The organism is Microlunatus parietis, from assembly GCF_013407955.1.
Lineage (GTDB): Bacteria > Actinomycetota > Actinomycetes > Propionibacteriales > Propionibacteriaceae > Microlunatus > Microlunatus parietis.
In genome coordinates, this window is the sequence record NZ_JACCBU010000001.1 from 1,230,107 (window position 1) to 1,244,041 (window position 13,935).

Annotated in this window: 13 protein-coding genes; 11 read left to right on the top strand and 2 right to left on the bottom strand. The window is 71.5% G+C overall.

Annotated features, from left to right (window positions below):
* Window positions 1-54 precede the first annotated feature (54 nt).
* The 6 genes from BKA15_RS05755 to BKA15_RS05780 all read left to right on the top strand — a co-directional run bounded on the left by BKA15_RS05755 (window position 55) and on the right by BKA15_RS05780 (window position 6,308).
* On the top strand, window positions 55-1,110 hold the full coding sequence (locus BKA15_RS05755; protein WP_218871088.1) for a Gfo/Idh/MocA family protein: 1,056 nt from the start codon (window positions 55-57) through the stop codon (window positions 1,108-1,110).
* 14 nt (window positions 1,111-1,124) lie between these two features.
* Window positions 1,125-2,111, top strand: coding sequence for a Gfo/Idh/MocA family protein (locus tag BKA15_RS05760; protein ID WP_218871089.1), 987 nt, complete (start codon window positions 1,125-1,127; stop codon window positions 2,109-2,111).
* 76 nt (window positions 2,112-2,187) lie between these two features.
* The gene (locus BKA15_RS05765; RefSeq protein WP_179748883.1) at window positions 2,188-2,952 is read left to right on the top strand and encodes an IclR family transcriptional regulator; all 765 of its coding nucleotides are present in this window, start codon (window positions 2,188-2,190) and stop codon (window positions 2,950-2,952) included.
* Between the two features lie 293 nt (window positions 2,953-3,245).
* The gene (srmL, locus tag BKA15_RS05770) at window positions 3,246-4,373 is read left to right on the top strand and encodes a PheS-related mystery ligase SrmL (protein WP_179748885.1); all 1,128 of its coding nucleotides are present in this window, start codon (window positions 3,246-3,248) and stop codon (window positions 4,371-4,373) included.
* 55 nt (window positions 4,374-4,428) lie between these two features.
* A complete protein-coding gene (locus BKA15_RS05775; RefSeq protein WP_179748887.1) occupies window positions 4,429-5,010 on the top strand; it encodes a helix-turn-helix domain-containing protein in 582 nt (193 codons plus the stop codon).
* A 56-nt stretch (window positions 5,011-5,066) separates the two neighbouring features.
* The gene (locus tag BKA15_RS05780; RefSeq protein ID WP_179748889.1) at window positions 5,067-6,308 is read left to right on the top strand and encodes an MFS transporter; all 1,242 of its coding nucleotides are present in this window, start codon (window positions 5,067-5,069) and stop codon (window positions 6,306-6,308) included.
* Here the strand turns inward: BKA15_RS05780 and BKA15_RS05785 are convergent.
* Complete coding sequence (locus BKA15_RS05785; protein ID WP_179748891.1) at window positions 6,199-7,443, bottom strand: Gfo/Idh/MocA family protein; 1,245 nt, start codon at window positions 7,441-7,443, stop codon at window positions 6,199-6,201. The two genes, BKA15_RS05780 and BKA15_RS05785, sit on opposite strands and share 110 nt — an antisense overlap.
* A 139-nt stretch (window positions 7,444-7,582) precedes the next feature.
* Between BKA15_RS05785 and BKA15_RS05790 the strand changes: the two genes are divergently transcribed.
* Both BKA15_RS05790 and BKA15_RS05795 read left to right on the top strand, forming a co-directional pair.
* A complete protein-coding gene (locus BKA15_RS05790) occupies window positions 7,583-8,848 on the top strand; it encodes a hypothetical protein (RefSeq protein ID WP_179748894.1) in 1,266 nt (421 codons plus the stop codon).
* Entirely contained in the window at window positions 8,845-9,756 is a 912-nt protein-coding gene (locus tag BKA15_RS05795) for a dienelactone hydrolase family protein (protein WP_179748896.1), read from the top strand. The genes BKA15_RS05790 and BKA15_RS05795 overlap by 4 nt, the downstream gene beginning before the upstream one ends.
* A gap of 3 nt (window positions 9,757-9,759) precedes the next feature.
* Here BKA15_RS05795 and BKA15_RS05800 read toward each other — a convergent pair whose 3' ends face one another.
* The gene (locus BKA15_RS05800) at window positions 9,760-10,740 is read right to left on the bottom strand and encodes a LacI family DNA-binding transcriptional regulator (RefSeq protein ID WP_179748898.1); all 981 of its coding nucleotides are present in this window, start codon (window positions 10,738-10,740) and stop codon (window positions 9,760-9,762) included.
* Window positions 10,741-10,844: 104 nt separating this feature from the next.
* On the opposite strand from BKA15_RS05800, the gene BKA15_RS05805 reads away from it, so the two are divergent.
* The 3 genes from BKA15_RS05805 to BKA15_RS05815 all read left to right on the top strand — a co-directional run bounded on the left by BKA15_RS05805 (window position 10,845) and on the right by BKA15_RS05815 (window position 13,912).
* Window positions 10,845-11,999, top strand: coding sequence for an N-acetylglucosamine-6-phosphate deacetylase (locus BKA15_RS05805; RefSeq protein ID WP_179748900.1), 1,155 nt, complete (start codon window positions 10,845-10,847; stop codon window positions 11,997-11,999).
* 9 nt (window positions 12,000-12,008) lie between these two features.
* Window positions 12,009-12,992 (top strand): acetylxylan esterase, encoded by a 984-nt coding sequence (locus BKA15_RS05810; RefSeq protein ID WP_179748902.1) that lies wholly within the window; start codon window positions 12,009-12,011, stop codon window positions 12,990-12,992.
* Between the two features lie 98 nt (window positions 12,993-13,090).
* Window positions 13,091-13,912, top strand: a complete 822-nt coding sequence (locus BKA15_RS05815; protein ID WP_179748904.1) for a suppressor of fused domain protein — start codon at window positions 13,091-13,093, stop codon at window positions 13,910-13,912.
* The last annotated feature ends 23 nt before the right edge of the window (window positions 13,913-13,935 follow it).

Genomic DNA, 13,935 nt, shown 5'->3' on the forward strand with positions numbered 1-13,935 from the left:
GATGGGCCTGCAATCGGTTGCATCGTGATCGGCGAAGCCGTAGGTTTGGGCTCTATGACTGCCACCCGCATGACCTCCGCGAACCGCCTCGGTGTCGGCATCGTCGGCCTCGGCAGCATCGGTGTCACCCATGCCCAGGCACTCGCCGCGATCGCCGAGGCCGGTGATCAGCCGGTTTCCCTGGTGGCCTACAGCGGCGGCAACCCGGGCAAGGCGGCCGAGGCGGGCTGGCCGGACGCCGAGCAGCTCTCCGTGGACGCGGTGATCAAGCACCCCGGGATCTCGGTGATCGCGGTCGCCGGCCCGTCCCAGGTCCACGGCGAGCTCACGATCGCCGCCCTCGAAGCGGGCAAGCACGTGCTGGTCGAGAAGCCGCTGACCCTCTTGGTCGGCGAGGCCGAACGGATCCGGCGGCTCGCCCGGGAGCAGGGCCGAATCGTCCGGATGGTCGCGCAGCGGCACTACGAGACTGAGTACGCCCACGTCAAGCAGCTGATCGACGCCGGCGACCTGGGGGCGTTGCGGCTGGCCGCGACCCAGGTGCACTGGTGGCGCGACGACGATTACTACACGGCGGCCGCGTGGCGCGGTTCGATGGCGGCCGGCGGCGGCTCGGTGATGAACCAGGGCGTGCACAACATCGACCTGCTGCGCTGGCTGGCCGGGCCGGTCGCCAGGGTCACCGCCCAGTACGCGACGCTGGGGCACGCCATCGACGCCGAGGACACGACGGTCGCGACGCTGTCGTTCCGGTCCGGCGCCCTGGGCATGATCAGCATCTCGACGGCGACCCCGCCCGGCACCCCGGCAACGGTGACCCTTCAGTTCGCCTCCGGCGGCATCGAGCTCGGCCAGGGCGAGGTGATCCGCTGGGACGTGCCGGCGGCTCGGCCCGCCGCCGGCGAGGAGGTCCGCAGCGGCGCCGCCGACCCGGCGAACATCGGCATCGCCGGCCACGTCACCCAATGGCGGCAGCTGATCGACGCGCTCGGCTCCGATCCGCACGAGCAACCGGATCTCGATGACGCCGTCGCCACCGTACGTCTGCTCTGTGCGATCTATGCGGCGGCCGAATCCGGCCGGGCCGTGAACCCCGACGAACTTTCCTGATCAAGGAGAATCACATGCTTCAGGTCGCCGTCCTCGGTGCCGCCCACCCGCACATCGGCGAGGCGCTGGAGGAGATCGCCTGGCGCGACGACGTCGCCCTGGTCGCCGCGAGCGAGCCCGACGCCGCCATGCGGGAACGCTTCCTCGGCGGCGTTTCGGCGCCGGTCTATGCCAGCCACGCCGAGCTCCTGGAGCGGCACCAGATCGATGTCGCCGTGGTCTCCGGGATCTACGCGCAGCGCAGCGAGGCCGTCCTGACCGCGCTGGCGGCCGGTGCGCACGTCTTCGCCGACAAGCCGCTCTGCACCACCCTCGAGCAGCTGGACGAGATCACGAAGGCCTTCGCGGACAGCGATCGTCGGCTGGGGCTGATGTTCACCAAGCGGTTCTCGGCCGCGACCGTCGCGGCCAAGCGGCTGGTCGACGAGGGCGTACTCGGCGAGCTCGCGTTGATCGCGACCACCGGGCCACACAAGCTCACCCAGGCCAACCGGCCGGCCTGGTTCTTCGACTCGGCACTGTACGGCGGCGCGGCCGGCGACCTGCCGGTGCACGACGTTGATCTTGCTCTGTTCTTCACCGGCGCCACCAGCGGTACGGTCTCGGCGGCGACCGGCAACGTCCGCAGCGCCGATCACCCGGACTTCGATGATCATGTCGCCCTGCTGCTCCGGGCCGGCTCGGCGATCGCGACCATCGAGGCCAACTGGCTTTCCCCGGAGGCCGCGGAACTGCACGGGCACTACCGGATGCGGCTGAGCGGCTCCGAGGGCACGGCCGAGATCGACTGGGGCTACGAGACGCTCACGGTGGCCACCCACGACCGGCCCACCTGGACCGAGCCGCTGCAGGCGCCGCTGCGGCCGATGCAGTTCTTCTTCGACGCGATCATCGCCGGCACCGAACCGGCCGTGACCACCGAGGAGAGCCTGCTCGCCACCCGGGTCGCCCTGCTGGCCCAGCAGAGTGCGGAGTCCGGCGGCGTGCCGCTCGCCTGGTAGGGGCCTGTTTGCTGGCCACCAGCTTCCTGGCGGGGCTAATCTGAGTGCCCGCCGACGGAAACCGGAGTGTCAGCAGATGGATCAGCCCTCGACCAACGCGTACTCGATCCGCGCCGTCCAACGGGTCTGCGACATCCTCGACCTGATCCAGGAGAATCCCGAAGGCTTCACGCTGACCCAGGTCGCCGAGCGGGCGGCGTTCCCGAAGAGCTCCGCCTTCCGGTATCTCGCGACGCTGGAGGAACGACGGTACGTCCGCCGCGACGAGCCGACCGGCCTGTTCCGGATCGGTGCGGCGTTCCTGCCGCTGCAGTCGCAGCAGCTCAACGTGCTGGCCGACCGGGCCCGGCCGCAGCTGAACCGGCTGCGGGACCGGTTCTCCGAGACGATCAACCTGGGGATCCTGGACCGGAACCGGGTCTCCTACATCGAGATCGTGGAGAGCCCCAAGAGCGTCCGCCTCGCGGCCCGGCCGGGCGACCGGGACCCGATCCATTGCACGGCGCTGGGCAAGGCGATCGCCTCGACCCTCGACCTGGACCGGGTGAAGGCGATCCTCGCCGCCGAGGGGATGCCGCGCCGGACCAAGACCACGATCACCTCGGTGCGGGCGTACCTGAGCGAACTGGACCGGATCCGCGAACTCGGCTACGCGATCGACGACCAGGAGAACGAGGACGAGGGCCGCTGTGTCGCAGTGCCACTGCCCGGCATCGGCCTGCCCGCCTCGATCAGCCTGTCCGCCCCCGCCAGCCGGTTCGCCGCCGACCAGGTGCCCGCCGTCGCCGCGGAACTGAGACGGGCCGCCGAGTCGCTGGTCAAGGACTTCACCGGCGCCTGACGCCACACGAGCCCCACCTCACCAGGTTTCTTGTCGCTTTACCTGGGTTACTTCTCTGGTAAAGCGACAGTTTTTCACGTTACGTGAAAAACCGACCGTGCCAAGCGAAGGGGAGGGCGCCGAGTTGAGGATCGGGGCGGGCGGGGTTATCGTTTCGATCATGATCGACAGTCGGCGATTTCTCCGCCCTCGGCCGCAGTCCGGCCGGGGCGTGCTGACGCTGCGCTGATCCGGTCCGGAGTGGTCGAGGGGTTCTCTCCCCGTCTCAGACCTCATTCAGAAGGACCACTCCCATGTCTCACCTGCACTATCTCTCGCCGTCCGAGCTGTCCGCTGCGCTCGCCGTACCCGATCTGACCGATCCGGCCCAGGGCCCGCATGCCCTGCAGTTGATCTTGAACGAGATCCTCGACGCGGTCCGGCGGGACGCCGGCGTGCCCGTCGTCGAACACCGGCTGCCGCCCCTGGTCGCGACCGCCGACAACTACGACCGACTCGGCTACGCGGCCGACGACATCACCCGGGATTCCCACTATTCAAGGCATCTGAGCCCTTCCGTGATGCTGCGCAGCCACACCAGCGCGGGCATCCCCGGCCTGCTCGACCAGCTCCGTGACGCGCCCGCCGGTCATGATCAGATCCTGGCCCTGCCCGGGCTGGTCTACCGGCGCGACGTGATCGACCGGACCCATGTCGGCACCCCGCACCAGGTCGATCTGTGGCGGCTGACCAACGGCCCGCGGCTCGGCGTCGACGACCTGCACCGGCTGGCCCGGACCGTCGTCACCGCGGTGCTGCCCGGGGCCCGCTGGCGGGTCATCCCCGCCGTGCACCCGTACACCTCGCACGGGTTGCAGGTCGAGGTCAGCGTCGACGGCGAATGGCTCGAGCTCGCCGAGTGCGGCCTCGCCGGGCGCACCGTGCTGACCCGTTCCGATCTTGATCCGGGCCTGTGGTCCGGGCTGGCGCTCGGGCTCGGGCTTGATCGCGCACTCATGATCAGGAAGGGGATCGCCGACATCCGGCTGCTCCGGTCCCGGCACCCTGAGGCGGTACGACAGCTCGGCGACCTGGAGCCCTGGCAGCCCGTCTCCGCGATGCCGGCGATCCGGCGGGACATCTCGATCGTGATCGACGAGGCGCCCGATCCGGAACTCCTGGGCGACCTGGCCCGGGCCGAACTCGATGCCGACGCGGACCTGCTGGCCGACCTCGCGGTGGTGGCCGACACGGCCGCCGGGGAGCTCCCGCCGAGCGCCGCCGAACGGCTGCGGATCGGCCCCGGCCAGCACAACGCGCTGATCCGGCTGACCTGGCAGGCCCTCGACCGGACCCTGACCGACGCGGAGGCCAATGCCCTGCGCGACCGCGTCTATCGGGCGCTCCACCGCGGTCCCGTCCAGGAGCTGATCGCCTCCTGACCCAAATTGCAGAGGAATCTTTGCAAAGGATTGTTTGCAGTCTAGGCTGATCCGGGTGAGCGAACTGTCACCGGCCGAGGACCGGGTCGTCGTCGACGGCAGCAACCTGCGCGGGCTCGCCCATCCGCTGCGGATCCGCCTGCTCGGGCGGCTCCGGCGGCACGGCCGGGCCACCGCGTCGATGCTGGCGAAGGAGTTCGACACGACCAGCGGCGTGCTCTCCTACCACCTGCGCCAGCTGGAGCGGTACGGCTTCATCAGCGAGGACACCGAGCACGGCAACCGCCGGGACCGCTGGTGGCGGGCGAACCACCGGACCACCGAGTTCGACCCGGTCAGCCTCGAGCAGCAGGCCAGCGGCCGGTTGCTCAACGCCGAGATCGTGCAACGGGCCGTGGAACGGCTGACCGAGGCGGCGCAGTCCTGGCCGGACTGGCCGGACGAGTGGCGGCCGCGGTTCGACGTCTCCGACGCGATGCTGGTGCTCACGCCCGAGCAGGCGGCGGAGTTGACCGACCGGTTCTACGCGCTGATCAAGGAATACCCGCTGCACCGGCCGGACCAGGCCGTGCCGGCGGGCAGCCGCCAGGTCGCGGTGCAACTGCAGCTGTTCCTCGACGACACCGGTCCGCGATGAGCGCGACGGAGCAGGCCCCGGCCGGGAGCCGGACCCGGACGCCACTGGTGTCTCTCATGATCGTTTCGGTGATCGCCCACGTCGGCACCAAGATCTCGGCGATCGCGATCCCCTGGTTCGTCCTGTCCAGCACCGGTTCGGTGGCGGTCACCGGGCTGGTCGCGGCCTGCGAACTCGGCCCGTACGTCGTCGTGAAGGCGCTCGGCGGCCCGCTGGTGGACCGGATCGGGCAGCGCCGGGTGAGCCTGGTCGCCGACCTCGGCAGTGCGGTGATCATCGGCGCGATCCCGCTGCTGCACCTGGCCGGGCTGCTGCCGTTGCCGCTGTTGCTCGGTCTGGTCGCCGTCGCCGGCGCGCTCCGCGGGCCGGGCGACAACGCCAAGGAGACCTCGGTCCCCCTGGTGGCCGAGGCCGCCCGGGTCGAGTTGGAGCGCGTCACCGGCCTGTTCGGCGCCATCGAGCGGGGCTCCGGTCTGGTCGCACCGGCGATCGCCGCGGGCATGATCATGATCTTCGGCCCGCCCGGCGCGGTCGGCGTGACCGCACTCTGCTTCGCCGTCTCGGCGGTGATCGTCGCGGTCGGCCTGCCGCGCTGGTTCGACGCCGACCGGGTCGAACCCGCAACCCGGGTCGGCTATCTGGGCGAACTCCGCGAGGGACTCCGCTTCCTGCTTCGGGACCGGCTGCTGACGTTGCTGGTGTTCATGATCACCGCGACCAACCTGCTCGACATCGCCAAGGCCCAGGTGCTGCTCCCGGTCTGGGCCCGTGACGGTGGCCACGGCGTCGGCGCCATCGGCCTGCTGCTGACCTGCCAGGCCGTCTGCTCCACGGCGAGCTCGCTGCTGGCCGGCTGGCTTGGGGCGCGGCTGCCCCGCCGGCTCACGTTCTTCGTGGCGTTCCTGATCTCCGGGCCGACGCCGTTCCTGGTGCTGGGGCTCGGCTGGCCGGTCTGGTCGGTCGCGATCGGGTACGGTGTCGCCGGCTTCGCCAGCGGCTTCCTCAACCCGATGCTCGGAGCGATCTTCTTCGAGCGGGTGCCGCGCCGGCTGCTCGGCCGGGTCGGCGGCCTGAGCGACGCCATCGCCTGGGCCGGCATGCCGTTCGGTGGCCTGGTCGCGGCCGGCCTGATCACGCTGGCCGGGTTGCCGGCGGCGCTGCTGCTGCTCGGCGGCTGCTATCTGGTCGTCACCGTGATCCCGGGGCTGCTGTCCCGGGGCCTGTTCGAGCGGCCGGCCGCGCCAGCCAGTCCGGAAACTCCACCGGAGCCCCACCCCGACGGAGCGACTCCGCGCTGAGCGGGACCACCGAGCTCCACAGCACGGCGTCGTGGACGTCGATCGCCGACTGCCGCCCTTCGCTTATCGCTGCGGCGAACTCCTCCAGCACGAAGGAGTCCCCGCCGCCGTGACCCGATTCCGCGGCGACGTCCATCCGGTCCCGCCAGCGGTCGGACTCGTACTCCGCCGCGTAGTCCCACAGCGATGACCAGTGCCGCTCCGGCTCGGTCCCGGGCCTGGCCGGCGCCGCGTCGCGGGCCAGCCAGACCAGTGGGTCCTCGCCGTCGTACCGGGCCGACTGGTAGGCCCCGGCGAGCCCCTGCAGTTCGTAGTGGGTCATGTTGTGCGGCCGGGGCGAGGAGGCGTCGACCCGCAGCGAGATCAGCGCGCCGGAACTCGTCGTGATCATCGCCGTGCCGGAGTCGCCCTGCCGCCAGTGCCCCGGGTCGGCGCCCGGATGATCATGGCCGAACCGCTCGGCGAAGTGATCGGAGACCGCCGCGTTCCTGGTCGTGAACGCGGAGACCGACACCAGCCGGTCGCCGGGCCCGTTGGCGGCCCGCAGCCAGCGGGCCACCGGTCCGAGCGAGTGGGTCGGGTAGTAGACGGAGTTGGCGTCCACCCGCAGCTGCCCGCGCCAGGTCAGCTCTCCGGTCGGCGTGTGCATCAGCTGCCGGCAGTCGTGCAGATAGCCGCCCTCGAGATAGGTCACCTCGCCGAAGAGCCCTTGCGCAGCGAGGTTCTCGACCATCAGGTTGGGCCGCATGAAGCAGTAGTTCTCGGCCAGCATGTACGTCAGCCCGGTGCGCCGGACGGCCTCGATCAGCGCCGCACCCTCGTCCAGCGTGGTGTTCGCGGTTACCTCGCTGAGCACGTGCTTGCCCGCGCCGAGCGCCGCGATCGCCTGGCCGGCGTGCAGCGGCAGCGGAGTGGCCAGGAACACCGCGTCGACCGCGTCGTCGGCGAGCAAGTCATCGAACCGCTGATACGTCCTCGCCCCGGGAAACTCGCTCTGCCACGCGTCGAGAACCTCGGCCGCCAGGTCACACACCGCGGTGAGCCGGATCCGGTCGGCCAGCCGGCCCAGCGCCCGCCCGAAGTGCCGGCCGCGCCGCCCGCCGACCACCGCCAACCGCAGCACCGTGTCCGCCATGATCATTCCTTCCGCGGGGCAGGCTCCGGCCGTTGCGGAGCCGGGCTTACGATAACGTCGGCCCGGAAGGGATCCTCGCTGTTGGCGCGACGATCTTGCCGGGCGGGAAGCTCCCCCTCACACAGTGAAAGCGGCACCAGTGAACGCACGGATCACCATCGGAACCGACCGCACCGACCTGCCGTTGCCGCTGCCGATCGCGCTGGCCGGGTTCGCCGCCCGGGCCGCCGACGGGCCGGCCGACCGGGTCCTCTCGCCGCTGCGGCTGCGCACCCTGGCGCTCGGCACCGACCATGATCATCCCGTGCTGCTGGTCTCGGCCGACCTGCTGTTCTGGGGCGACGACGTCGCCGAGTTGATCAAGGACCGCTTCCACGCGACGTACGGCATCGAACGCGATCACCTGATCCTGCACGCCACCCACAGCCATTCCGGTCCCCAGGCGGGCCGCCGCTTCCTCGGATCGCTCGGCGTCCCGGACGACCGGTTCCTCGACGTCCTGGCCGACACCGTCCTGGCGTCGACGAAGCGGGCACTGGCCGGCCAGCAATCGGTCACGGTGGAGCGGTCGTCGATCATGGTCCCGCTCGGCGTCGACCGCCGGCACGCCCGGACCGGTGGCGCCCACCCGCTGACCGAAGTCGATCATGAGGCGACGGTGATCAGGTTCCGGTCAGAAACCGGCAAGCCGGTCGCGCTGCTGGTCCAGCACGCCTGCCACCCGGTGCTGCACCACGCCAACGCGATCACCTCCGACTTCACCGGGGCCGCGATGTCGGCGCTCGAGGACGGCGGCGCCGGGATCGCCCTCTACCTGCAGGGATGTTGCGGCGACGTCAACCCGGATCGCTACGTGGGTACGGAGTTCCCGGCGGCCGAGCAGGCCGAGGTGGCGGCGTTCGGCGGCCGGCTCGCCGACGCCGTGCAGGGCCTGCTCCGGACCGCCGACTGGCGCCCGGAGGTCCCGGCGGTCGCCGTCACCGAGCGAACGTTCGAGGTGCCGGTCCCCGATCGCCGGACGCCGGACGAACTCCGCGCCCTGGCGACCGGCGACGGACACGTCGCCGAGTGGGCCCGGCTGATGCTGGCCGAGCCGGAGCGGCTGACCGCGCCGGTGACCGTACGGCTCACCGATTTCCGGCTGACCGAGTCCACCCGGTTCCTCGGCTTCTCCGCCGAACTGGTCACCCGGTTCGGCCACCATGCCAAGCAACGCACGGATTCCGGTGCGATCGTGCTCGGCTACACGAACGGGATGACCGGCTATCTGATCACCGCCGAGCACGTCGCCGAGGGCGGTTACGAGCCCGCCGAGTCGCCGTACTACTTCGGACTGCCCGGCGTGTTCGACCCGTCCGTGGAGCAGGTCGTGCTGGCCGAGATCGACCGAGCGCTCGCGTCATGATCACCGAAGCGCAGCGGGCCTGGTGGATCGACTGGCTCGGCGCCGATCCCGATCCGGACGGCTCGCTGACCCTGCTCGACGAACGACGGGTCGGCGACTGGACCGGCCGGGTGCTCCGGCTGCGCAGCTTCGGCGACGACCTGGACTGCCTGCTGGTCCTGCCGGACGGCGACGGGCCGCACCCGTTGGTGATCATGCCGTTCTACGAGGTGGAGCCGCTGTTCGGGCTGGTCGGCCGGCGGCCGGCGGCACCGCCGGGTCAGCCGTCCCGCGCGTTCGGCTCCGCCCTGCTGACGTACGGGCTCGCGGTGCTGGCCGTGCCGTGGTGGTTCGAGGTGACCGCGGCCGACGACGCGCCGCTCGACCTGGCCGGCCGTTACGGTCCGCCGGCCGCCCGGCACGCCGAACGGCTGCCGAGCACCGGCCTCGGCCGCAGCGTGGCCGACCTCCGGCTCGTCGTCGACAAGATCACCGAGCCGGGCGCCGCGGACCGGCTCGGCCTGGCCGGCGTCGACCTGGACCGGATCGGCGTCTTCGGGCACTCGCTGGGCGGCAAGCTCGCCCTGCACCTCGCCGCCCTGGACGAGCGGATCGCCGCCGCGGTCGCGCACGAGCCGGGACTCGGCCTCGATCACTCCAACTGGGACGCGCCCTGGTATCTCGGTGATCACCGGCCGCCGGACCGCGACCATGATCAACTGCTGGGGTTGGTGGCGCCGCGGCCGTTCCTGCTGATCGGCGGCGGCGACAGCGACGGCCCGGCCAACCTGCCGCTGGCCGAGCGGGCCCGGCCGGCCTGGCCGGATCCGTACCGGCTCAGCACGCTGCTGCATGATCATGGCCATCCGCCGCCGGCGTACGTCGTCGCCGCCTGCGGCCACTGGCTCGCCGAGGCGTTGCGTTCCTGAGGCTCAGGAGGCGGCGGGTCCGGTGGAGTCGCGGGGAACGAAGGTGCCGGGCAGCCGGATGGGTTCCGGGTCGTTGCCGGCCAGGGCCTCCTCCAGCATCCGTACCGCCGTCGTGCCGAGATCGTCCACCGGCGCGGTGATCGTGGTCAGGCTCGGCGTCAGTACCCGGGCCAGCAGCACGTCGTCGCAGCCGACCACCGACCGGTGCGCGGGCACCCGGAGTCCGCGGTCGGACAGCCCAGCCACCACCCCGCAGGCGGCAAGATCATCGAAGGCGAACACCGCGGTCGCCCCGGACTCCGCGAAGGCCTCGGCACCGGCGCGGCCGCCGTCGAAGGACGCGTCGAACGGGCCGAGCTCGATCAGCGCCACATCGGCCTTCCGGGCCCAGATGCGGACCGCCTCGGACCGCCGCTGCGCCGCCCAGGACGCCGACGGCCCGCGCAGCAACGCGATGGTCCGGTGACCCAGCTCCACCAGGTGCCCGCCGGCCTCCCGCAACGCCGACGTGTTGTCGCAGACCACCGAGGGCACGCCGTCCATGACCCGGTTGATCAACACCGTCGGCTTCCGCCCGACGGCCTGCTTGATCACCGAACTCGCCGACCGCGGGGACACGATGATCATGCCGTCCACCTGGCCCGCGATCCGGGTGATCAAACCGAGCTCGGCCCGGCTGTCCTCCTCCGCGTCGACCAGCAGCACCGACGCATCCCGTTCCACGGCAGCCTGCTGGATCGCGCGGACCAGCGGCGGCATGAACGGGTTGGTGATGTCGGGCACGAACAGCCCGATCGCCCCGGTCACCCCGGTGACCAGCCGCCGGGCGGTCTTGTTCGGCTGGTAACCGAGCCGCTCCGCCAGGGCCAGGATCTGGTCCCGGACGTCGGACTTCACCAGTTCGGGCCTGCTGAAGGCACGCGACACCGTCGAGGCCGAGACGTTGAGCTCCTCGGCGATCGAGTAGATTGTCACCTTGCTCACGGCTGTTTCCTCCCTTCGCAGGCCGGACGTCCTGTGACACTACACCCAGCCGGGCGGAATCGCGCCGTTGATCTGCAATCGGTTGCATGCGAAGATTCAGCCCTATGAGCCAGCAGCAGTCCCTCACGGGGCGCGACCCGGCCAGCGGCCGGCCGATCGAGGTCCGGTACGCCGCCGGACGGATCACCGACGTGCGGCAGGCGGACGCCGCCGGGGACGCCGAGCTCCCCTGGCTGGCTCCGGGCCTGGTCGACGTCCAGGTCAACGGCTTCGGCGGCCACGACGCCAACGGTCCCGATGTCACGGCCGACGCGATCGTCGCCATGATCAACGCGCTGGTCCGGGCCGGCACCACGACCACGTTCGCCACCGTGATCACCGAAGCGCCGGAGGCGATGCTGCGCTCGTTGCGGGCGATCGCCGAGGCACGCCGGCAGGATCCGCTGACGGCCCATGTGATCGCCGGTGTCCACGTCGAAGGCCCCAACATCTCCGAGCAGGACGGCGCCCGTGGCGCGCACCCCGCCGAGCACGTACGGCCGCCCGACCTGGCCGAGTTCGAGGCCTGGCAGCAGGCCGCCGAGGGCGCGATCCGGATGATCACCGTCTCGCCGCACTTCCACGCCGTGACCGACTACATCGCCGCCGTGTCCGGCCGCGGGGTCGCGGTGTCGATCGGCCACACCCATGCGACCCCGGAACAGATCACCGCAGCCGTCGACGCCGGCGCGCGCTGGTCCACCCATCTCGGCAACGGCGCCCACGCCACCCTGCCGCGGCACCCGAACTACCTCTGGGCCCAGCTCGCCGAGGACCGGCTCAGCTGCGGCTTCATCGCGGACGGCCACCACCTGCCGGCCGCGACGCTGACCGCGATGCTGCGGGCCAAGGGCCTGGACCGGGCCTACCTGGTCTCCGACACCGCCGCCCTGGCCGGGATGCCGCCGGGCCGCTACCGGACCCCGGTCGGCGGCGATGTCGTGCTGACTGCCGACGGCCGGCTCGGTGACGCCACCAACAGTTACCTGGCCGGTGCCGCGCTGCCGCTGGCCCACGGGGTCGCCGGCGCGGTCCGGCTGGCCGGGTTGTCGCTCGCCGACGCGCTCCGGCTGGCCACCGGCAATCCCGGCCTGCTGGCCGGCGGCCGGGGCACCCTGGAGCCCGGCGGACCGGCCGATCTGATCCTGTTCGACTTCGCGGCGGGCGATCCGTCGCTCCGGCTCCACCAGGTCGTCGTCGCCGGAAATCGCTTGTATTAAGGAGAATCCGTGCCGCTGTTCGACCTCCCGCTTGATCAACTCCGGCAATACCGGCCGGACCGCGACGAGCCGGCCGACTTCGACGCATTCTGGTCCGCGACGCTGGCCGAGCAGTCGGGGCCGCTGGACGTGATCACCCGGCCCGAGCCGGCGCCGTTCGCCGGCCTGACCGTGCACGACGTGGATTTCGCCGGCTTCGGCGGGCACCGGATCCGGGGCTGGTGGCTCCGGCCGGACGCGCCGCGGGGCCGGCCGGCCTGCGTGCTGCACTTCCCCGGGTACAACGGCGGCCGCGGCTACCCGCATCAGTGGCTCTCCTATGCCGCGCTCGGCGTCTCCGTACTGGTGATGGACGTCCGCGGCCAGGGCGGCGGGTCGGAATACCCGGGCAGCACCGGCGACCCGGGAGCGGACGGCACCAGCCCACTGACGACCGGGGAGGTGCCCGGCTTCCTGACCCGCGGCATCGAGGACCGGGACCGGTTCTACCTGCGCCGGGTCTACGTCGACGCGTACCGGTTCGTCGACGTGGCCCGCGAGCTGGTCGGGGCCGACGCCGAGGTGGTCCTGGCCGCCGGCAGCCAGGGCGGCGGGATCGGCCTGGCGGTCGCCGGGCTGCGGTCCGACCTGGCGCTGGCCCTGCTCGACGTACCCTCCTTCGCCCTGTTCCGCCGGGCCACCGAGATCAGCGGCGTCGGCTCGCGGGCCGAGATCGCCCGCTACCTGTCCGGGCAGCGGAACCGGATCGACCAGGTGTTCGCCACGCTGGCGTACTTCGACACGGTCAACCTGGCCGCCCGGGCCGGCGCCGAGGCGGTATTCTCGGTCGGCCTGATGGACCAGGTCTGCCCGCCGTCGACCGTGTTCGCCGCGTACCACCACTACGCCGGGCCCAAGGACATCGCCGTCTGGCCGTACAACGGGCACGAGGGCGGCGGCGCCGAGCAGCAGGCCCGCCACCTGGCCCGGGTCGCAGCCTTCCTCGACGCCTGATTGTGACCCACATCACACGTTGATCGCCGTCAAAGTCGCGTCGGTTCCGCCGTCCACCTCATGAACGCCCAGTACGAGCGCGACGGAGGAGGACTGCGATGTTTCGAGCCCTGGAGTACCCCACCTTCCGTGGCGGCGAAGGGATTCTCGCGACCTCGGGGACCTGCCTCGCCGAGCCGCCCCGACGTGCCGGTGACCATGGCTGGACCAGGTCCCACGACGACGGCCAGCGCCGTGGGACCGGCTGGCACGCCGGGGCCGGGATCCCCACGATCCCGAATGTCGCCGACCGGGTGGCTGACCGGCCGAGCCGAGGCGGACGGGGAGCAGCGTCGGCGGTGGGTGGGCTCGCCGATCAGCTGTACCACCACCTGACCCGTCACCTCGGCTCGGTCTCTGCGGCCTGGTCGACCGACCAGGCCGGCGCCGACCTCGGCTTCCAGGTCGTCGAGTTCGCCCCGAGCCGGATCGACGGCGCCGTGGTCTATGCGACGGTCGGGCTGAGCGACTACGTCCTCGACTCGCTGACCGCCGACGGGCACTTCCGGCTCGAGTTGATCATGGTCGCGCCGGACCGGCTGCGGCGCAGTGTGCTGCCGTACATCCTCGGCGACTACGCCCGGATGGTGCTGGCCCTGCGCGAGCTGCCCGAGGTCGGTACGGTCGTCGGCAACATCCCGCACCTGGGCGACCTGTCCAGCATGACCACGCTCTATCTCGGCCGGCCGCCCTACCTCGCACCGGACTTCGCCCGGTTCCGGACCGGCGACCTGGCCGTCAACATCGACTGGCTGCTGCCGGTCTCCGCCGCCGAGGCCACCTACGTCGACGCCGAGGGCTGGGCAGCGTTCGAGAAGTTGATCTACGGCCGCGACGGCATCGACCCGCTCGACTACGACCGGGCGTCCATGCCGCTCTGATCTCGAGCGGCGAAAATCGGTCC